The sequence below is a fragment of the bacterium 336/3 genome, from assembly GCA_001281695.1.
Lineage (GTDB): Bacteria > Bacteroidota > Bacteroidia > Cytophagales > Thermonemataceae > Raineya.
Genome location: LJIE01000001.1, coordinates 3,140,033 through 3,159,199 on the forward strand (window position 1 = coordinate 3,140,033; position 19,167 = coordinate 3,159,199).

Sequence of the window (19,167 nt, forward strand, 5' to 3'; positions counted from 1 at the left end):
AAAAGTCTATTCAAATGTTTAAAACATTTAGATAGAACCTTTTTTTCCTACATCTCTATCACCACTTTTCCGAAAATTTTGCCATCTCGCATATCATTAAATGCCTCTACAATCTGCTTAAAAGGGCGTACAGAGTCTATGATAGGGTGTATTTGGTGTTTTTCGATGAATGCAAGCATATCTGCAAATTCTTGGTCGTTGCCCATGGTTGTACCTTTGATGGTATATTGCCCAAAGAACACACGAGGCATATCTAATTTCACGCTACCCAATGTAGCTCCATAAAATACAAGGGTTGCAGATTGTTTAAGGGTTTTCAAGAGCAAATTAAAATCACTTCCACCTGCACTATCAATTACTACATCAAAACCACCCGATTCTTTGAGTAAGTCTTTTTGCCAGTCTTCTTTTTTATAATTTGCCCCACCAGTAATAGAATACTTGGTTTTCATGGTTGAAAGTTTTTCATCGCTACCCGAAGTAACCCATACTTTTGCTCCTTGTGCCATTGCAAATTGAGCAGCAAATTGAGCCACACCTCCTCCAATACCTGTAACCAGTACATGATCTCCTTTTTGGATATTTCCTTTATAAAAACAAGCTCTGTAGGCTGTCAGGGCAGCCAATGGAATAGCAGCAGCCTCTTTTGGAGTCAGGTATGTAGGTTTTTTATGAATTCTATCCACAGGTACACATACATATTCTGCAAAAACTCCGTTTTTAGGCATTCCCAAAATCGTATAAGTTTTTGAATTGGGATGTCTTGGGTCTTCTCCCCAATTCTGATTAGGATTGATAACTACTTCCTGTCCAATCCAAGAAGCATCTACACCATCCCCCACACTTTCCACAATTCCACAACCATCCGATCCCAAAACACAATTGTAGGTCATCCCAGGGTATAGCCCTACTCTTGCCCATTGGTCTCTGCGATTTAAAGAACCATATTGAACTTTGATTACTACCTCACCAGCCTGAGCTACAGGTTTTTCTATATTTTGAATTTCAATTTCTTCGGTTGTCAAAATAAGTGCTTTCATGATTTTTTAATATATATTAGAGAGGTTATTTAAATTTATTATTTTGTGATAAGTTAATAGACTTGTTCTTTTGTCTTAATACAAAAGAACCAAAAAATCAAGAAAATTCAATGCTTCCATGCACAAGCCTACCCACCCTCGCTGAATTTTCTGCCCAACGCTCTTTCATTTGAAAAAATCACAATGATTAAATTGTTCAATATCAGTTGTTTCAATTATTTTTTAACAACTTTTATCTCTTTTTTCTCTAATTTCCTTTTTCCATTCTCTTTTCTCTAACCCTTTATCTCCTCAATTGCTTCTTCATATTTCTGCCAGACTATTTTTTCATCAAAATGATTTTCTGTGAGTTTTCGGCTATTTACGCCCATCTGATTAAGTTTTTCAGGGGACATTTCTATCATTTCTATCATTTTAACAGCCAAGTCCTGAGCATTTTTTACCTCACACAAAAGTCCGTTTTCTCCATGTTTTACCACTTCTTTACAGCCTGCTACATTGGTTGCAAGCAAAGGTCTTCCCATAGCTGCTGCCTCCAGTAACGAACGTGGCGTTCCTTCTCTGTATGAGGGCAATACCACAACACTTGCTTTAGCTATCAAAATACGTACATCCGAAGATACTCCCAAATAATTGATTTCATTACTCCATGAAACCATCTCATTTTCAGAGATATTCAAGGGATTTTTGGAGTCTTTTTCGTAGTTTCCTAGAAGTTGTATTTCTACATCAGGGTATTTTTGTTTTACAATTTTAGCAGCCTCAGCATATTCTCGTACACCTTTATCATAAATAAGCCTTGCAATCATCAAAAAAGTAAATTTTTCAGCGTTTTTATTCTCTTGTAAATCAGGTTTAAATTTTTCTAAATTAATTCCCGAACCAGGGAGTAAACCTGTTTTATCTTTCTTAATGAGTTTTTTATCTAAAAAAATCTGTAAATCGTCTTCATTCTGAAAGAACACCTTATCAGCAAATTTGAAGGCTATTTTATAAAGAAAATGAGCTATTTTGGAACTTAAACCTTTATGAATAAATGTTGTCCCTAGCCCTGAAACATTATTGATGCAAGGAATTTTTAGGCTTCTGCAAGCTAATGTACCATAAATATTGGGTTTTATAGTAAAATGCAACACTACATCAGGCTTGATGTCTTTATAGAGTCTTCGGAGTTGTCTTTCAAATTTCAAATCAGTCAAAGGGTTTTTACCTTTGTTTTCCAAAGTTATTTCAAAATACTGGATATTCCATTTTTGTATTTTTTCTGTGTGTTCATCTTTGGGAGCTAAAATATATACTTCGTGGTTTTGACTCAAGAAGTACTTGACCAAACTTTCTCTAAAATTGTATATGTTCCAACTAGTATTGGCAACGAAGGCTATTTTCATGTTTTAGGTTTTAAAAACTCACAAAAATCCCTGGTCCTATGAGGAAAAACCATGCTTTGGCACTCAAAAAATACCCCATGCCTGCATACAAAGGGAAAGAAAGTTTCACGTCTTTGCGAGTTGGGTACAAACTTCCAATCACAACCACCCCTATATCTCTATTGGCAGCATTGGCACTAAAATTAAAAGCATTGTTGGCAAGAATCCCAATTCCTACTTTATAAGGGCGATATCGATTGATTTTTTCGGGATGATAAAAACTTAATTGTTGAACAATTGCCAAACTAATCCCTCCGAAAGGGTTAAAATTGGCTTGATCAGCTCTTTTAATTAATAGCCCCCCAGGGAAACTCACTTCAGTATCGAAACGGGTTTTTCTTTGAAGAATCAATTCTAGTTTTTTGACAAATCCATCACCTCCATATTTGTCTTTATCGTGACTAAAAACAATTTCTATTTTACTCCAACCATCTAAGTCATAGGTTTTTCTACCCAAAATTGTGTTTAGACTGATAGGTGTTCTGTTGCATTGTTTATCTATGTAAAAAGCTGCTCTTGGAGAGTTATCAGCAGGACATACTAAAATATTATTGATACGCTTAATTTCCACTAAATCGCCTTTGGCGTTGAAAACAGTTACATCTACACTCACATACTGTTTTCCAAAGAGTTTATTGTTATCATCTATTTTCTCTGGATTAAAAGATATTTCAATATCTCTAATAATATGTGGGTGTAAAACTGTTTGAGGCAGGTCTGTAACCAAAGTTTTTCCAGCACCATAATTGATATTTACAAAATTAAGTTGGTGTGGACGCTGGTATTCATTGACAGGTATGGAACGCCCTATTTTTTCGCTTCTATTATAAATTTCTATTTCTTTGAGTGTAATATTTAAGGGTACTTGCAGTTTAAAAGTTTGTACGCTTTCTGTACGAATCAGAGAATCGGAAGTAAGTACGTTTAAGCCTTCAAAACGAATTTTAGTTTTATCTAGAGCAAGCCCTTCGAGCCTTAATTCCACTGTTTCTCCAGGGTAAAATACAGTCTCTCTTCTGTTACCTTCATGTAAGATGGTAATATTACTAATAATAGTTTTAGGATTTACATTAAAATTGGTAATACAAACAGGATAATCACCATTTTTGATGTATAAATAACCGTCTGTACGTTTATGAAAGCTATAAGGTCTTAACAAACATAGTATTTTTCCATTACTCAAAAGTTTTTGGGTGAAAATTTCTGCAACAAGCATCCCTCCTGCTTTCTCTTGGTTTTCAATACGATATGTCTTTTCCATTTCGAGCAGACGAGTATAATCTATTTGAAATTCTATGCCTACTCTTTGAGCTTTGTCATCTAATGTAACTTCCTTTGGTTCTGTATTTAAAAAAGCCAAACGACTGCCTTTTACCTTAAACTTCTTTTTGATGGTAGGTAATTGATAATGTACTTTTCCTCTTTCATCTATATATGGATTGATGGTAAACAAATCCAAAGAAAACTCCATATCACCCAATTTAGAGGGTAATAAATAAATTCGGAGTTGGCGATTAGAATATTCTGTTCTGTAATTAATTTCTTTTCCTTCTGTAAAAATAGGATTTATTCTAATGTTTTCAGGGTTGTTGGAGAGCAACTCAAAAACTCTTTCCTCACCAATATAAAGTTCATCATCTTTGGGATAAAAATCTGCTTTGGTGTTATGATGAGGGAATAATTTAATTTCACAAGTCGTTTCTTTAAGTGGAATCTGATTGATTGTAAAGTTCAAACTTATAAACTTACTTTGATTTAAGTTTTTAAATCTGATTTTGAATCTAAAATAATCTTGTCCACGAAAAACAGAATCTAATATGTCAAAATCAGATGAGTTTGCAATATCTATTTTCTGAATATTCTCCATATTGGTGGGGTATAACTTTACCTCACATGGCATATTTTCAGAAGTATATTCAAATGCGATAAATTTATCTCCTTTATAATTTAGTACATCTTTTTGTTGAGAATACTTGAGTGTATCTATCTGTAGCACAACATCTTTAAAGCAAGTTTGAGCCCAAACAGAATGAGATAGACAAAGTATAATGATTAAAAATAGATTACACTGCTTCATAATTTTGTTTTTTTGGCGAATTTAATAATTAAAAATTAAAAATTGCAAAGTTGGTTTATGAGAATGTTGTTCATCTTCCTAAAAAACAAAATACATTCAATATTTTTATTCGTGTCTGAAGCTTTGTACTCGTAAATTTTTTCATTATTTTTGTTATCAGAAGTGTTTTACATTATGCTTATATTTTTACGTTACATTTTTCTATTTCTCCCTTTTTTAGTTTGTAAAGCTCAAACCAAACAAACACCCAATTTTATCATAGATGGTAGCTTTGAGGATTATCAGGATTGTCCTGATGCTTTTGGATCTGTCCGCATTGGTGGCTTAAAATATTGGAAGGCAACCCCTCCAGATTGTACTCCAGACTACTTTCATCAATGTAGTAAAGAGTTTAGTCCTAAAAACAATCCTTGTGGCAATTTAGAAGCTCAAGAAGGAAAAGGCTATTTGGGACTTATTGTAAGAGTTGGTGAATCTCCCGAAAAAAATACTGATGAGCTTTTTTATAGAGAACACGTCCAAGCTCGTCTCCGAGAACCTTTAAAGTCGAGAAATAGATACATATTTACCATGTATATATCTTTATCAGAATATTCTTGTTTTGCTTTGAGCAAATTAGGAGCTTATTTTAGTAAACATCCTGTTTTGGTGAATGACAAATTGGAATTTCGTCCACAAATTCAAACAGATTTTATGGATACTAAGCAGAAATGGGTAAAAATTGTAGATACACTTGTTGCTGAAGGCGATGAACAATACATTACATTGGGTGAATTTAGTAGTTTTTCAAAAAAAGATATTCGTAAAATAGACGAAAAACCTGAACACAAACAGCGTTTTAGTTATCACAGAGCTTATTATTTTTTTGATAATTTGAGTTTAGTTTGGCTGGATGCTCTTGCTGACCCTATTCTCGCTGACCCACCCCAACCACCTTACAAACTAACAGCACCCAAAGAATTAACAGGTTTTGAAAAGCCTTGGCAATTAGAACCTACCGAATTTGGTTATTTGCAACCCAATAAGCCCATTATTCTCAAAAATGTACTGTTTGAGTTTGGTAAAGCCGTTCTTTTAGAAAACTCAAAAAAAGAATTAAATAAATTGCTTCGTTTGCTTAATGAATACAAAGAAATCAAGATTATGATTTCGGGACATACAGACGAAATAGGAAAACCTGAAGACAATTTAAAGCTTTCAGATGCCAGAGCCAAAGCTGTTCATGAATATCTTATTAAAAATGGAATTAGTGAAAATAGGCTGTTTTACAGAGGTTATGGAGCTTCGCAACCCCTCGAAAATAATAAAACAGAAGTAGGCAGAAAGAAGAATAGACGAGTAGAGTTTTTTGTAATAGATGAGTAATGTATGAAAATCATTTTGAGTAGAACTGATAATTTGGGTGATGTAATCCTCACGCTTCCTATCGCTGGTTTTTTGAAAGAACAAGACCCCAAAAATGAGGTTTATTTTATTGGAAAATCCTATACACGCCCCATCATAGAAGCCTGTCAGTTTGTAGATAAGTTTTTAGACAAAGATGAAATTTTAAAAGACCCTCAAAAATTGGCCTCTTTGCAGGCTGATGTCATTATTTTTATTTTTCCTGATCAAGATTTAGCCCCTATTGCCAAAAAAGCAAAAATTCCTTTGAGAATTGGCACAAGCCATCGTTGGTGGCATTGGCTCTATTGTAATAAACGTATTGATTTCTCAAGAAAAGATTCTCCTCTTCATGAAGCACAACTTAATTTTAAATTGCTTGAAGGCTTAGATTTCAATATTGAACCTAATTTTGCACTCATTACAGACTGGTATGGGTTCAAAACACCTGATTTAACACCTGAATTGCAAAGTTTGGTTTCTCATGAAAAACTAAATGTTATTCTTCACCCCAAATCGAAAGGTTCAGCAAGAGAGTGGCATTTGGATAGTTATTTTGCATTGGCTCAAAATAACCCTGATATTCAATTTTTTGTAACAGGCACACAAGCAGAAGGAGATTTGATTCAATCTCAAAAACCTGAATTATTAGGTTTAGAAAATGTTTATAACCTTACAGGCAAGTTAAACTTAACAGAACTCATGATGTTTATCAGTATTTGTGATGGTTTAATTGCTTGTAGTACAGGACCTTTACATATTGCCTCGGCTTTGGGTATTTATGCTTTAGGCATTTATCCACCCATTAAACCTATGCACCCTGCCCGATGGCAACCCATAGGTAAAAAAGCAAAAGTATTGGTATTGGATAAAGATTGTTCTGATTGTCGAAAAACAGAACAATGTAGTTGTATCAATGCTATTTCGGTGGCAGAAGTCAGTGCTGAAATACGAAGTTGGATAAAATAAAAAGAAAAAGGGTCTATAGAATGTTCTATAAACCCTTTTCTTTATTTCTTTGTATTTTGTTTATTTTTCAAATCTTTTTGTTTCGTTTCAAGTTTTTCTTGTTGAGCCTTTAGAGCTTCTTCGAGACGTTGTTGGAAACCTGTTTTTTTCTTGTCCTTGTTTTTGATTCTATTTTGCTCCAAAATTTCCCTGATTTTACTTTCATTTACCAAACGCTTGATACCTATTTGCTGACCAATAGACATTAAGTTAGATATTAGATAATAGTAAGTCAAACCAGCAGGATAAGAATTCAGCATAAACATAAATACCACTGGCATGATATAACCCACCATTTTCATAGGTCCTTCTATAGTAGATGTTTGGTTAGTAAACCAAGTATAAACAATCGTAGAAATGGTCATCAAGATGGTAAACAAACTCACATGACTACCATAAAAAGGTATTTGGAACGATAAATTTAAAACAGAATCGTAAGTAGAAAGGTCTTCAGCCCATAAGAAACTCTCCTGACGTAGTTCAATAGCATTCGGAAAATACGTAAACATGGCTATCAGAATAGGCATTTGTAAAAGCATTGGGATACAACCAGCCAGTGGATTGATACCTACTTGTCTGAAAAGCTCCATTTGTTCTTGTTGAACCTTTTGCATATCGCCACCAGTACGAGCTTTTATTTCATCAATTTCAGGCTTTAAAACTTTCATTTTTGCCATACCAATGTACGACTTGTATGAAAGCGGGAATAATACTGCACGCAAAATTAGCACTAATACAATAATGATGATACCATAGTTGCCAATTCCAGAAAGTACATCAAGAATAGGAATTACTACAAATCTGTTTACCCAACCAAAAACAGCCCAGCCTAAGCCTACGTTTTTGCTAAAATCTTCATCATATTTCTTTAAAACATCATATTTATTGGGTCCCAAATAGAATTGGAAAGTACCTTTTCCATTTTGTAGGTTTTCAGAAGGAATTGCAATATTTGCCTGATAACTCTTTACAACATCTTTATTATTTTCATCAGTGGTTGTTGTCAAAGAAGCTTTTGAGAAACTATTGTTTTTGGTTGCGAAAATAGATGCTAAGAAAAATTGTTGTTTGAAAGTAACCCAACGAATAGGCTCTGTAATAGTCTTTTCTTGTTTGTCGTTAGTTTCTGAAAGGTAATCGTAACCTCCTTCTGCTGTATAATAAGTGATTGTTGATTTGATACGGCTTGGAGTAGCATCTTTTTCTGTTCTGGGCATATTGGCTTGCCAGTCAAGAGTAGCAACATCTTTTGTAAGATTATACCCTGCAAGTTTCACTTCATAACCCAATTCATAACTATCAGGCTTTAAAGTATAAATTTGCTCTATTTGTTTGCTTCCTGCTTGAGCTTTAAAAACGATTGTATTATTTTTTAACTCTGATTGATACCTGATTTGATATAAATCTATTTTGCCATTGGTCATTGGGATTTGATAACTCATTTGGCTAAACTTCTCATCCAAAAGATATAAAGGCTTTTGGTCGTAAGTTTTATAATTTTTTAGTAAAACTTGTTTGATTTTACCACCTTGTGTCGAAAAAGTAACTTTAATTTCTTTATTTTCTAAAACTACATCTTTCACTTCTGCTTGTAAAAGTAGAGTATCATATAGTTTGGTATCTATTTGAGGAATTTTCTTTTGGTTTGTGTCTATTTGCTGTTGTTGTTGTTGGGTGGTTTGCTTGGAATCTTTAGGTTTATCAGTAGGTGGCGTGGAAAAAAAGAAGAGCCACACAAAAATCATTACTGAAATAATTACCATTCCAATGGCTTGATTTCTATCCATCATAGCTTTAACTAATAATTGCGTTTAAAAATTGGAACGCAAAGATAGCATAAAATCCTTGAAAAGAGAAAAAAATACAGATTAAAAATAAAAAAGACTATTGTTTGGGCTTAAACATATACCCTAATCGAAGTCCACAACTAAACATGGGAAACAGGTAATGATTTTCTTTTAAAGCATATATTTCCTCTATTTCTGAAGCTGTTCCCGTTTTTTTTGAGAATTTTACACCCACCCCAAAATAATTTTCAAGATAAATATTAGAGCCCATATTTCTTACTTTACCACGTTTAAATGTAAGACTATAAGCGTTTCTAATATAGCGTTGTGTTTTGAGTTCTTCGTAACAATCGTTTGTTGGACAAACTGTTTCCCACTCCTCTGCATCATAAAAAGCGTTTCGAGTTTCAATACCTATAGATAGGTATTTTCCCTCAAATTTTTCTCCAGAATAGTAATATCTATGTTCTAAACCCAAACGAATTGTTCTTGTTTTTGAGATATTTCTCTCATTCTCCTGTAAATTCCCCCAAAATCCATAACCTATAGAGCCTTGAAGTGTCTTTTTAGCAGATTTTTTATATGGGTTCCATTCTCCATTCAAATAGATGGAAGGAGCCACAGGATCGAATAGACGAAACATTGTCCATTTGGCTACTATTTGTCCATTCAATTTTGAAAAAAAACCTACTATAATAAAGATGATGAAAAATATTCTTAACATTATTATTTGATTACAGGTATTTTACTGAGTAGTTGCATGGGACTTTGTGAGTAATCGTATTGATACAATCCGTCAGAACCCACAGCAATCAACGTTTTGTTTCGAGGTATTACATCAAAACTGGCAGTATTGCGTAAAAATTCTTTTTCTACAGGTTTGGTAGGGTCTGTAATATCAAACCTCTTCAATCCATTTGAGCCTTCTGTAACAAACAAATCTATACCATCTACACCCAAACCATGTGGGTTTATCATGGACATTCTGTTTACCATTTGAGGATTTGTAGGGTTGCTAATATCCACCACTTCCAAAACATTATCAGACCTTGTACAAGTAATTTGACTGTTTCTCAGCGTTACATAAGCGTAATTCCCTTGTGCCACCACAGGGTCGCAAGCTGTAATATGCTGATAGCGAGAAAGCTGAACTGGAGCTTCAGGATTAGAGAAATCATAAATATACATGGCATCACTAGCTCCAATAAAAAACTTATTCTGATATGGAAATATCGTTTCTATGCCAAATCCAATATTGGTAGTATGAATTTGTTTGGGTTCAGTGGGACTTACAAGACTAAAAGTCCTTAAATTGGTTTTATCAACAATATACAGATTATCTCCTTGTATAGCAAAACGAGCCAGAGAGCCAGCCTGTCCAGTTGTAGGTGAGGCTTTATCAAATGTGCTATCATTACTATCTTGCATACTACAAGCTCCTAGAAAAAATGAGAGCAAAGGGATATAGATAAACTTTTTCATCATAGTCATAAAGGTTTAATATCTACATTTTGGAGATTTGATTTTAACACGTTCCCAGCCTACCACTGCACCTTTGGAAGCATCCACACACTCAAAAAAACCTTGTACAGGAGGTACTTGAGAGCTGTTTTGTGGTAAAGCATTGGTTATTCGGTTCATCAGTTTTACATCTGTTGGATTAGATATATCAAAAACAACCAAATCCCCATAGTTATCAGCATACATAATATTGCCTTTGATGGCTATATCATTATTAAAAGGAATCTCAATAAAACTAAGAGCTTTAGGTTGTTTTGTATCTGCATTGTCTATGATATGAACACCTTTACCTGACTCTCCAATGAAGAGGTATTTACCATAGGTATATATTTTCCCTGGTTTCTGCAAAACACGAGCTTCTAAAGTACTAATAGAGTTGATTTTCTCTTTAGAAGCATAGACAGGCTTAAATCCATCTACTTCATTAGGATATTCATCTTCGTTACCGAAGCTAATACAGCCTGAAAGAAGAAATAAAAGTAATAAATAGAGATAGTTATGTTTCATAAATTTTCTATTTAGATGTTTCTATATTTTAAGCAAAAAATATGCCTAATGCTTACAGCATTGCATATTTTTTTACATCTTCAGTGGTAATTTTTACTCCTCCCATAATTACAAGTCTTTCTACCACATTACGCAATTCTCTGATATTTCCAGACCAGTTTCTTTCTTGAAGTAAAACAATAGCGTCTTTATCTATTTTTTTGGGAGAGTTTCGATAATCTTCAGCAATGTCGTTTAAAAATCTATCTATAAGCAAAGGTATATCGTCTTTTCTTTCATCTAACGAAGGTACTTTTACCATAATTACACCCAATCTATGAAATAAGTCTTCTCTAAAATTTCCTTTTTTGATTTCTTCTTTTAAGTCTTTGTTGGTGGCTGCTATCACTCGTACATTTACTTTGATATCCTTATCACTACCTACACGAGTTATTTTCTGTTCTTGTAAAGCCCTTAATACTTTGGCTTGTGCTGAGAGGCTCATATCCCCGATTTCATCCAAAAAGAGTGTGCCTCCATCAGCTTGTTCAAATTTTCCTTTTTTATCTTTGATAGCTCCTGTAAACGAACCTTTTTCATGCCCAAAAAGCTCACTTTCAATGAGTTCACTAGGAATAGCTGCACAATTAACCTCAACAAGAGGCATAGAAACTCTTTCACTTTGTTCGTGTATTTGTCTGCAAACAAGCTCTTTACCTGAACCATTGGGTCCTATAATCAGAACACGAGCATCTGTTTTAGCTATTTTTTCAATATCATCTTTTATTTGCTTGATAACCTCTGATTCGCCTATAATTTCGTATTTTTTGCTGATAACTTTTTTAAGTATCTTGGTTTCTTTCACAAGACTTGTTTTTTCCAAGGCGTTCTTAACTGTTATGAGCAAACGATTGAGATCTGGTGGTTTTGTAATAAACTCATAAGCTCCTTTTTTGGTAGCATCTACGGCTGTTTCTATGGTACCATGAGCCGAAATCATGATAAATTGAGTATTTTTACCCAATTCAGAAAATTTGGTAAGTACCTCCAAACCATCCATTTTGGGCATTTTAATATCACACAATGCAATGTCATAATCTTCTTTGGTCAACATTGCAAGCCCTTCTTCTCCATCTTTTGCTTCTTCTACTTTATGTTTTTCGTATTCTAATATTTCTCTTAAGGCATAACGGATACTTGCCTCATCATCAATGATTAATATTCTTGCCATAGTATTGATTGGTTTATGCAAATGTGCAAATTATTTTCTGATATATCAAATAGTTAGTTTTTTAGCCTTTCAAAACCTTTAAGTGTTTAATAACCCACTGCTGTGTCATCTCTTCTATTGTCTGCACCACCCTCCAATTTGCCATCTGGCAATATCAAAATACCATTTACTTTTCCAATTGGGTTTCTTTCTTGGAGCGTGTAGCCCCATTGTTTAAGTATCATTCTTGTTTTTTCGTCAAAAGTGGCTTTTTCAATATACACCAAATCTGGTAGCCATTGATGATGAAAACGAGGCTTTTCAATGGCTTCCTGAAGGCTCATATCAAACTCTATTACATTCAAAACTACCTGAAAAACAGATGTTGTAATGGTTGAGCCACCAGGTGTACCTACAATCATAAAAAGCTTGTTGTTTTTTTCTAAAATGGTAGGTGTCATTGAACTTAACATGCGTTTGTTGGGTGCTATGGCATTGGCTTTGCCTCCTACCACTCCAAACATATTAGGAACGCCTGTTTTGCTACTAAAATCGTCCATTTCGTTGTTTAACAAAAAACCTGCTCCATGTACCATAATTTTTGAACCATAATTATCGTTGAGTGTGGTGGTTACAGCCACAGCATTGCCCAAAGCATCCACAATCGAATAATGTGTTGTTTCTTCACTTTCTTTTCCGCTCAATACTCCTGCTTTTATTTGTCTGGAAGGTGTCGCTTTTTCAGGCGTAAAATCTTTGATACGTTTAGCAATGTAGGTTTTGTCTAAAAGTTTCTTGATGGGAACTTTATAAAAATCAGGGTCTCCAATATAAGTCGCTCTATCTGCGTAGAATCGGCGTTCAGCTTCTATAATAGCTTGTATGCTTTTAGGATGATGAAATCCCCATTCTTTTAAAGGAAATTTCTCCACCATTCCAAGCATCTGAATTAGCCCTATTCCTCCTGCTGAAGGCGGGGACATAGAAATAATTTTATAGTCTTTGTAACTCCCTATTACAGGTTTTCGCCAAGTAGCTTTGTAGTTTTGTAAATCTTCTAAACTAATGATACCTTTGTTTGCCTGTGGGCTTTTCATTTGAGCAACTATCAATTCAGCCGTTTTTCCTTTGTAGAAACCCTCTCTTCCATTATCACGTATTCTTTCAAGTGTATGAGCTAAATCAATGTGTTTGAGTGTATCTCCAGCTTTCCAAAAAATGCCTTCTGGTTTTACCCAATGAGGAATCTGTGTATTATTTTTGATAAAATCAGCTCTGTATTCATTCAAACCATCCGCTTCGGCTTTGGTAAGGATTACACCTTTGTATGCCAAATCTATGGCAGGTTGTACCAAATCCTTGAAAGGTAATGTTCCAAATTTCTGATGTACTTGCCATAGACCATCTACAGTTCCTGGTACACCCACAGCCAAATGGCTTTCCAAACTTAAATTGGGAATTACATTCCTCTGAGCATCTAAAAACATATCTTTGTGAGCTTTTTTTGGGGCTTTTTCTCGGTAATCAAGAGTTCCATATTCGCTTTTATGAGTTCTATACACCATAAAACCACCTCCACCAATATTACCTGCTACAGGATAACAAACAGCTAGTGCTAATTCAGTTGCAATCATGGCATCAAAGGCATTACCACCTTTTTTAAGCACCTCCAAACCTATCTTGGAAGCATCAGGGTAAGCACTTACAACCATTGCTTTAGAAGCAATGACACCTCTTTTTTGTTGAGCAGAGGTTACAAAACAAAATAATAAAAGTATAAAATTTGATAAAAATAGTTTTTTCATGTATGATGGCATTTCATTCTACGTTATGAATTGTGTAAAGCAAAAATACATATTTTAACTAATCCATCACTAAAATTTTATGTTACTTAATTTTGATGAAACTTACATTTTAGAAAACGAAAAAATCCGTTTAGAGCCTCTTCAAGAAGCTCATTTAGAGCATTTAAAGCATTTCCCTATCGAAGAACCTGAAATTTGGAAATATAGCCTTATGCAAATTAATGATGTTGATAGTCTCCAAAGATATATTCAAATAGCTCTCGAGAACCGAAAAGCTAAAAAAGAATATGCATTTGCTGTATTTGATAAACTCAAACAGCAATATGCTGGCTCTACAAGATTTTATGATATACAGCTTGAAAACAGAATGTTACAACTTGGTTTTACTTGGTATGGCAAAAGTTTTCAAGGTACTCATGTGAATAGAAACTGTAAATATTTACTTTTGGAATTTGCTTTTGAACAGTTAAACAACGAAAGAGTAGAATTTCGAGCTGATTACAGAAATGAAAAAAGCATCCAAGCCATGATGAAGATTGGTTGTGTAAAAGAGGGCATCATGCGTAGTCATGCCGATTGTGCAGATGGTACACGCAGAACAAGTGTCATTTTAAGTATTTTAAAAGATGAATGGCATAGTTCAGTTAAAAACAATTTACTAAATTCTTTACAAAAATATGATTGAGATTATTGATTATTCTGAAGAAAATAAAAGTTTTATAAAAAACCTAAATATAGAATGGCTCGAAAAGTATTTTGCTGTTGAGCCAAATGACGAAAAACAGCTTTCTAACCCTCAAGAAGAAATTATAGACAAAGGAGGCATGATTTTCTATGCCCAATACCAAAACGAAATCGTAGGTTGTGCAGCCCTGATGAAAGTAGATGAAACTACTTATGAGCTTTCAAAAATGGCTGTTACAGCAACACATCAGGGTTTGGGAATTGGCAAATATTTGATGAAACACTGTTTAGAGACAGCTCAAAGAATGTCTATGAAGAAATTAATTCTATATTCTAATACAAAACTCCAAACAGCTGTTGAGATGTATAGAAAATACGGTTTCAAAGAAATCTCTTTTAATAGCACCCACTACAAAAGAGCAAACATCAAGATGGAGTTAGACTTGTAAAATATAACAATGAAATATGCAATCAAATATGAGAAGTAAAAGGCTTATTTGGGTGTTTTTGATTTTATTTTACTCAAAAGCTTTTTCACAAGTTCCTCTTGAAAAAGCTTTTAAAGATTTGGAGAAAAAACTTGCCAAACGTCACATTAAACATTTTAAAGAGACTGATGAAACACAAGCCACAGCCGAAGCTCATATGGGTATCGGTCTCTACATTCGCAACTTTTGGATAAGAAATGAAAGTAAGCAAGAACTCATTCTATTTTTTGATTCTCTTGAAATCTATCATCCTGATGATATGTCTGACATCATTCTCACTTCATTTCACAGAAAACTTAACAACAAGCCTATTCATTTGGAAGAACAAGTGAATAGAATACATGCTTATTGGAAGCCTCTCATGGAATGTAAAGCCAAAAGAGAAGAAAATGCAAAATTAAATTATACTCGTTATAAAGAAGGTGATACAATTACTCTAAAACAACCTATTGAAACAAATGTTATTGATAAAAGTGTGAGTGCAGTAGTGTATACTTGCCCTTATGACTATGCTTTAAGAGAAAATAAAGAGGGGTATGCTATTTTCAAATGTGTGATAAAATATAAATATGAAGGAAGGCTTGATTTTCAATTTGTGGTGGAGGTCATAGAAGTGACTCCATTGGGTATCTCTTTTATACTTGAAAAAACTTATCCGAAACAAGAAATGGATATTGAGTTAATGGATGTAAATATATTGCCTCCCAAATAACTAAACATCCTTAATGATTTCCTTTATTGTATTTTATCAACTTTTTGAACTCTGACCAGATAAGAATAACAGTTTTCAAAATATGTAAATATTTCAACAGAAATATCTTCGAGTTTTAATTCATATTTTTGCCAAAAATGACTTTTAATATCTTTTGTAAAAATCCTAAATATAAACGTAAAATTAGCCTTTCTTCTTGGATAACACTCATATTTTCCTATAAATATTTTATTGGATTCTATTTTGATGAAAGGCTTAAAACCTCTACCACAATATTCTAAAAGTTTAGTCTTTAAATATGCTTCAAATATGATAGTATCGTTTATAGATTTATCAGCATCGATGCTAAGTTCAGAAGGTATAAATATGTCTTCACTACAATTATTAATTATCTTGTATTGGAAATTTTTTTTTCTCTCCATAAGATAAATCTCACAACAATCTTTATTTTGAATGTTAGGAGATACCCAAAAAGCCATATAAACGATCAAGTGAAACATAAAAAATATTTTCCTACTCTCCCAACATATCTTCTATTAGAAAAACATGCAATTCTTTGGGTCCATGAGCTCCCAGAACGAGTGTTTTTTCAATATCGGCTGTACGGCTGGGGCCATTGATAAAAGATATCATGGAAGGCATATTTTTATATTTTTGCCTTATTTTCCCTAAAGCTGTCTCTACATCATAAACCAATTGGGATGTAAAAGCCACCACAATGTGAATATGTGGATACACTGTAAGTCTTCTGCCTGCTTTCTGGCGAGAACTCACTAATACACCTCCATCACGAGCAATGAGCATTTCGCAAGTAGTGATTCCTATTTCTGCTTTGAGAAAATTTTCATCATCTTTCTTATAGGAAATGTCTGTAAGGTCCATAATACTCTGTAATTCTTTCTCCCAAACATATACATCTGTTGTTTTTTTGTATTGAATGAGTGCAGAAAGATTCATCAGAAAATCTTTTTCATCTTCACAGAAACAGAAGTTTCCTTGTATATTTTTAAGATTTTCGGCAAATAAAATCGCTAGATCGTCATGAGCTGGTTTTGTATAGATATTTGCTGTAAAATCGGGTTTAGGCGATTTTTTAGTACTTTCTTTTTTTAAAGCATTTTGAATATTTGCTATAATTTTGCTTCTATCGTCCATTTTCTATTTTCTTAATTGTTTTTTATTATACCCAATCAATTCCTTTTCTGAGCATTTGTAGAGTTTCTTCTTCAGGGCTGTTGGGTTCTGGTCTGAAATCGTACGTCCATTGGGCTTGAGGAGGCAAGCTCATCAAGATAGATTCTATTCTTCCATTGGTTTCAAGACCAAATTTTGTGCCTGCATCATATACTAAATTAAATTCTACATAACGTCCACGTCTTAGGTATTGCCATTTTTTATGCTTTTCTGTATATTCTTTATCTTTATTTTTATGCATTAAATGAGTATAGATAGAAGAAAAACTCTTTCCTAAATCCAACACAAAATTAAACAAATTCTCTTTTGAAAAGTTTTCTGAACCTTGAACCCTATCAAAAAACACTCCTCCAATACCTCTGGTTTCATTCCTGTGTTTGATGAAAAAATAGTCATCAGCCCATTTCTTGTATTTTGGATAAAAATCTACCTGATGTAAATCACAGACTCTTTTAAGTTGGTTATGAAAAAACTGGGCATCTTCTTTATTTACATAATGTGGAGTCAAATCTATACCTCCTCCAAACCAATAAGTAGAACTACCATCTTTTCCTTGTGACTCAAAATATCTGATATTCATGTGGATAATTGGCACAAATGGATTGTGTGGATGTAATACAATAGAGACACCCGTAGCAAGAAAATCACCTTCTGCCATATGAAGTTTTTCAGCCATAAGAGGTGTTACTTCACCGTGAACTTTCGAGAAATTTACGCCTCCTTTTTCAATCACACTCCCCTCTGCAAATACCCTTGTAAGTCCACCTCCACCTTCAGGACGTAGCCAAAGATCTTCCGAAAACTTCTGACCACTCCCATCAGCCAATTCTAAAGCACTACAAATACTACTCTGAATATTCTGAAACTCTTCTATAACTATTAAATGAAATTCTTCACCTCTACTTTTTTCTTGCATACTCATAATTTCCAATAATATGTTGGTTCATAAATTGTCCTTTTGATGAAGCTTCCATGAATTGTTCATACAATTCTTCAGGCACTTTATAGTATTCATAAATTGTCTGATTTTGGAAGGTAACCTCTAATATTTGTTCATTTTTTTTATAGCTAACAAAGGCTATCATAGATGAATCTATCTTTTCATTTTCCATAATTGGTGATATATTTTTACTCACAAAAATAGTATAAAATAATATTTTTATGGCTTTCTATTTGAATACTTTCTTACTATAAGGTCAAATTTCTTTATTTTAAAATATTATATTTAAGTTTCTTGAAAAAAAAATTTGTTTTTAAGAATATTTTTTTGAAAATTGTTTGCATAATCGTTCGTCTTAACAAGAAACTTATTCTCAATATGGTCAATTTTGATACAGCTATTAAAGAAGTAGCAACCAAGTTCAATGCTCAAATCAAAGAATTATCGCCTGGTGTTTACTCTTTAGATATACCTTTCAAATTAAAAGATGGTTCTAGCCGTTACCAGTATGTATACGCTTGGGTAATCCCTGGTAGAGCAAAAGGTAAAGATTGTTTTTACTTCAATAGTCGTTGTGGTACATTCGATCCTAAAGCTACTGATACTTACAATTTACTCAAAGAAGCTGCTTTTGGGTATTATTCTATGATTACCATTACCAAAGATAAATTATCTGATGGAACACCTTGTGAAACTGTAATTGTACAAGCAAGTCCCATTGCAGAGCATATTGATTCTTCAAACGAACTTGCCGATATTGTATGGGAAGTAGCTGAAGTAGCCGATATCATTGAAGAAAAATACTTTGGCGGAGACAAAAACTAACAAAAATTTATTCAACTATGTCCTCAAAAAAATTTAGCTTTTTCCATCATTATCTAAGTCTTAGTGATGAAGATGTGATTATTTCGTACAAGGGTCCTATGTCTGATGTAATTATTCATGAAATCAGCAAAGAAATACAGGCTAAATTTGCTCAAGACCCTAAATCAGGAAAAAAAATATATTCCATTTTTATGGAGTTGGCTCAGAATATATTTTTCTATTCTTCTGAATCTACAACATTAGGTGGAAACACCTATCGCATAGGCTCTATTGTTCTTAGCCAAGAAGGTGATAATTATGTACTTACTGCAGGTAACATTGTGGATAAAAAGTGGATACCTGTACTTTGGGATAAATGTGAGATGATTAATTCCATGGATAGAGAAACTCTTAGGAAACTAAAGTTTGAACAAAAAGATACAGGTGAAATGAGTACTGAAAATAGTAAAGGTGCTGGTATCGGGCTTATTCAAATTGCCTTAACCTCAGCACAACCTATATCTATTGAATTTAGAGATATTAATGATCATAAATCTTTCTTTGCATTATCTGTGAGTGTAAAGAAAAACCTATAACAAAA

19 protein-coding genes and 1 pseudogene are annotated in these 19,167 nt (G+C 33.5%); 7 read left to right on the top strand and 13 right to left on the bottom strand.

Annotated elements, in window-relative coordinates; genetic code table 11:
* Nucleotides 1–47: 47 nt before the first annotated feature.
* The 3 genes from AD998_14710 to AD998_14720 form a co-directional block, all read right to left on the bottom strand.
* On the bottom strand, nt 48–1,040 hold the full coding sequence (locus AD998_14710) for an alcohol dehydrogenase (protein KOY87236.1): 993 nt from the start codon (nt 1,038–1,040) through the stop codon (nt 48–50).
* A gap of 275 nt (nt 1,041–1,315) precedes the next feature.
* Nucleotides 1,316–2,428 carry a hypothetical protein gene (locus AD998_14715; GenBank protein ID KOY87237.1) on the bottom strand — a complete coding sequence of 371 codons (1,113 nt, stop codon included), beginning with the start codon at nt 2,426–2,428 and terminating at the stop codon, nt 1,316–1,318.
* Nucleotides 2,429–2,438: 10 nt separating this feature from the next.
* Nucleotides 2,439–4,544: a hypothetical protein gene (locus tag AD998_14720; protein ID KOY87238.1), complete on the bottom strand. Its 2,106-nt coding sequence runs from the start codon at nt 4,542–4,544 to the stop codon at nt 2,439–2,441.
* A gap of 174 nt (nt 4,545–4,718) precedes the next feature.
* On the opposite strand from AD998_14720, the gene AD998_14725 reads away from it, so the two are divergent.
* Together AD998_14725 and AD998_14730 are read left to right on the top strand one after the other, a co-directional pair.
* Nucleotides 4,719–5,909 carry a hypothetical protein gene (locus AD998_14725; protein ID KOY87239.1) on the top strand — a complete coding sequence of 397 codons (1,191 nt, stop codon included), beginning with the start codon at nt 4,719–4,721 and terminating at the stop codon, nt 5,907–5,909.
* Nucleotides 5,910–5,912: 3 nt separating this feature from the next.
* Nucleotides 5,913–6,896, top strand: coding sequence for a hypothetical protein (locus AD998_14730; GenBank protein ID KOY87240.1), 984 nt, complete (start codon nt 5,913–5,915; stop codon nt 6,894–6,896).
* 41 nt (nt 6,897–6,937) lie between these two features.
* Here AD998_14730 and AD998_14735 read toward each other — a convergent pair whose 3' ends face one another.
* The 6 genes from AD998_14735 to AD998_14760 all read right to left on the bottom strand — a co-directional run bounded on the left by AD998_14735 (nt 6,938) and on the right by AD998_14760 (nt 13,744).
* Entirely contained in the window at nt 6,938–8,722 is a 1,785-nt protein-coding gene (locus tag AD998_14735) for a hypothetical protein (GenBank protein ID KOY88221.1), read from the bottom strand.
* A gap of 97 nt (nt 8,723–8,819) precedes the next feature.
* Entirely contained in the window at nt 8,820–9,446 is a 627-nt protein-coding gene (locus AD998_14740; GenBank protein KOY87241.1) for a hypothetical protein, read from the bottom strand.
* A 2-nt stretch (nt 9,447–9,448) separates the two neighbouring features.
* A complete protein-coding gene (locus AD998_14745) occupies nt 9,449–10,204 on the bottom strand; it encodes a hypothetical protein (protein ID KOY88222.1) in 756 nt (251 codons plus the stop codon).
* A gap of 15 nt (nt 10,205–10,219) precedes the next feature.
* Nucleotides 10,220–10,699: a hypothetical protein gene (locus tag AD998_14750; protein KOY88223.1), complete on the bottom strand. Its 480-nt coding sequence runs from the start codon at nt 10,697–10,699 to the stop codon at nt 10,220–10,222.
* Nucleotides 10,700–10,802: 103 nt separating this feature from the next.
* Nucleotides 10,803–11,960, bottom strand: coding sequence for a Fis family transcriptional regulator (locus AD998_14755; protein ID KOY87242.1), 1,158 nt, complete (start codon nt 11,958–11,960; stop codon nt 10,803–10,805).
* Nucleotides 11,961–12,046: 86 nt separating this feature from the next.
* Nucleotides 12,047–13,744 (bottom strand): gamma-glutamyltranspeptidase, encoded by a 1,698-nt coding sequence (locus AD998_14760; GenBank protein ID KOY87243.1) that lies wholly within the window; start codon nt 13,742–13,744, stop codon nt 12,047–12,049.
* A gap of 79 nt (nt 13,745–13,823) precedes the next feature.
* Here AD998_14760 and AD998_14765 point away from each other — a divergent pair, with 79 nt between their 5' ends.
* The 3 genes and pseudogenes from AD998_14765 to AD998_14775 all read left to right on the top strand — a co-directional run bounded on the left by AD998_14765 (nt 13,824) and on the right by AD998_14775 (nt 15,271).
* Complete coding sequence (locus tag AD998_14765) at nt 13,824–14,429, top strand: GCN5 family acetyltransferase (GenBank protein KOY87244.1); 606 nt, start codon at nt 13,824–13,826, stop codon at nt 14,427–14,429.
* Nucleotides 14,422–14,877 (top strand): hypothetical protein, encoded by a 456-nt coding sequence (locus tag AD998_14770; protein ID KOY87245.1) that lies wholly within the window; start codon nt 14,422–14,424, stop codon nt 14,875–14,877. The genes AD998_14765 and AD998_14770 overlap by 8 nt, the downstream gene beginning before the upstream one ends.
* 118 nt (nt 14,878–14,995) lie before the next feature.
* Nucleotides 14,996–15,271: pseudogene (locus AD998_14775) on the top strand (hypothetical protein).
* 380 nt (nt 15,272–15,651) lie between these two features.
* Here AD998_14775 and AD998_14780 read toward each other — a convergent pair.
* Genes AD998_14780 through AD998_14795 form a run of 4 tightly spaced genes read right to left on the bottom strand, consistent with a single transcriptional unit; the run spans nt 15,652 to nt 17,934 of the window.
* Nucleotides 15,652–16,107 carry a hypothetical protein gene (locus AD998_14780; GenBank protein KOY87246.1) on the bottom strand — a complete coding sequence of 152 codons (456 nt, stop codon included), beginning with the start codon at nt 16,105–16,107 and terminating at the stop codon, nt 15,652–15,654.
* Nucleotides 16,108–16,141: 34 nt separating this feature from the next.
* A complete protein-coding gene (locus AD998_14785) occupies nt 16,142–16,783 on the bottom strand; it encodes a hypothetical protein (GenBank protein KOY87247.1) in 642 nt (213 codons plus the stop codon).
* A 25-nt stretch (nt 16,784–16,808) separates the two neighbouring features.
* Complete coding sequence (locus AD998_14790; protein KOY88224.1) at nt 16,809–17,738, bottom strand: coproporphyrinogen III oxidase; 930 nt, start codon at nt 17,736–17,738, stop codon at nt 16,809–16,811.
* Nucleotides 17,722–17,934 carry a hypothetical protein gene (locus AD998_14795; GenBank protein ID KOY87248.1) on the bottom strand — a complete coding sequence of 71 codons (213 nt, stop codon included), beginning with the start codon at nt 17,932–17,934 and terminating at the stop codon, nt 17,722–17,724. Before AD998_14795 ends, AD998_14790 begins: the two co-directional genes overlap by 17 nt.
* A gap of 206 nt (nt 17,935–18,140) precedes the next feature.
* On the opposite strand from AD998_14795, the gene AD998_14800 reads away from it, so the two are divergent.
* Entirely contained in the window at nt 18,141–18,587 is a 447-nt protein-coding gene (locus AD998_14800; protein KOY87249.1) for a hypothetical protein, read from the top strand.
* A gap of 98 nt (nt 18,588–18,685) precedes the next feature.
* Nucleotides 18,686–19,162: a hypothetical protein gene (locus AD998_14805; GenBank protein ID KOY88225.1), complete on the top strand. Its 477-nt coding sequence runs from the start codon at nt 18,686–18,688 to the stop codon at nt 19,160–19,162.
* The last annotated feature ends 5 nt before the right edge of the window (nt 19,163–19,167 follow it).

Coding starts and splice junctions, on each gene's coding strand:
- AD998_14710 (KOY87236.1), bottom strand. CDS start 1,040: ATGAAAGCACTTATTTTGACAACCGAAGAAATTGAAATTCAAAATATA.
- AD998_14715 (KOY87237.1), bottom strand. CDS start 2,428: ATGAAAATAGCCTTCGTTGCCAATACTAGTTGGAACATATACAATTTT.
- AD998_14720 (KOY87238.1), bottom strand. CDS start 4,544: ATGAAGCAGTGTAATCTATTTTTAATCATTATACTTTGTCTATCTCAT.
- AD998_14725 (KOY87239.1), top strand. CDS start 4,719: ATGCTTATATTTTTACGTTACATTTTTCTATTTCTCCCTTTTTTAGTT.
- AD998_14730 (KOY87240.1), top strand. CDS start 5,913: ATGAAAATCATTTTGAGTAGAACTGATAATTTGGGTGATGTAATCCTC.
- AD998_14735 (KOY88221.1), bottom strand. CDS start 8,722: ATGGATAGAAATCAAGCCATTGGAATGGTAATTATTTCAGTAATGATT.
- AD998_14740 (KOY87241.1), bottom strand. CDS start 9,446: ATGTTAAGAATATTTTTCATCATCTTTATTATAGTAGGTTTTTTTTCA.
- AD998_14745 (KOY88222.1), bottom strand. CDS start 10,204: ATGAAAAAGTTTATCTATATCCCTTTGCTCTCATTTTTTCTAGGAGCT.
- AD998_14755 (KOY87242.1), bottom strand. CDS start 11,960: ATGGCAAGAATATTAATCATTGATGATGAGGCAAGTATCCGTTATGCC.
- AD998_14760 (KOY87243.1), bottom strand. CDS start 13,744: ATGAAAAAACTATTTTTATCAAATTTTATACTTTTATTATTTTGTTTT.
- AD998_14765 (KOY87244.1), top strand. CDS start 13,824: ATGTTACTTAATTTTGATGAAACTTACATTTTAGAAAACGAAAAAATC.
- AD998_14770 (KOY87245.1), top strand. CDS start 14,422: ATGATTGAGATTATTGATTATTCTGAAGAAAATAAAAGTTTTATAAAA.
- AD998_14780 (KOY87246.1), bottom strand. CDS start 16,107: ATGGCTTTTTGGGTATCTCCTAACATTCAAAATAAAGATTGTTGTGAG.
- AD998_14785 (KOY87247.1), bottom strand. CDS start 16,783: ATGGACGATAGAAGCAAAATTATAGCAAATATTCAAAATGCTTTAAAA.
- AD998_14790 (KOY88224.1), bottom strand. CDS start 17,738: ATGCAAGAAAAAAGTAGAGGTGAAGAATTTCATTTAATAGTTATAGAA.
- AD998_14795 (KOY87248.1), bottom strand. CDS start 17,934: ATGGAAAATGAAAAGATAGATTCATCTATGATAGCCTTTGTTAGCTAT.
- AD998_14800 (KOY87249.1), top strand. CDS start 18,141: ATGGTCAATTTTGATACAGCTATTAAAGAAGTAGCAACCAAGTTCAAT.
- AD998_14805 (KOY88225.1), top strand. CDS start 18,686: ATGTCTGATGTAATTATTCATGAAATCAGCAAAGAAATACAGGCTAAA.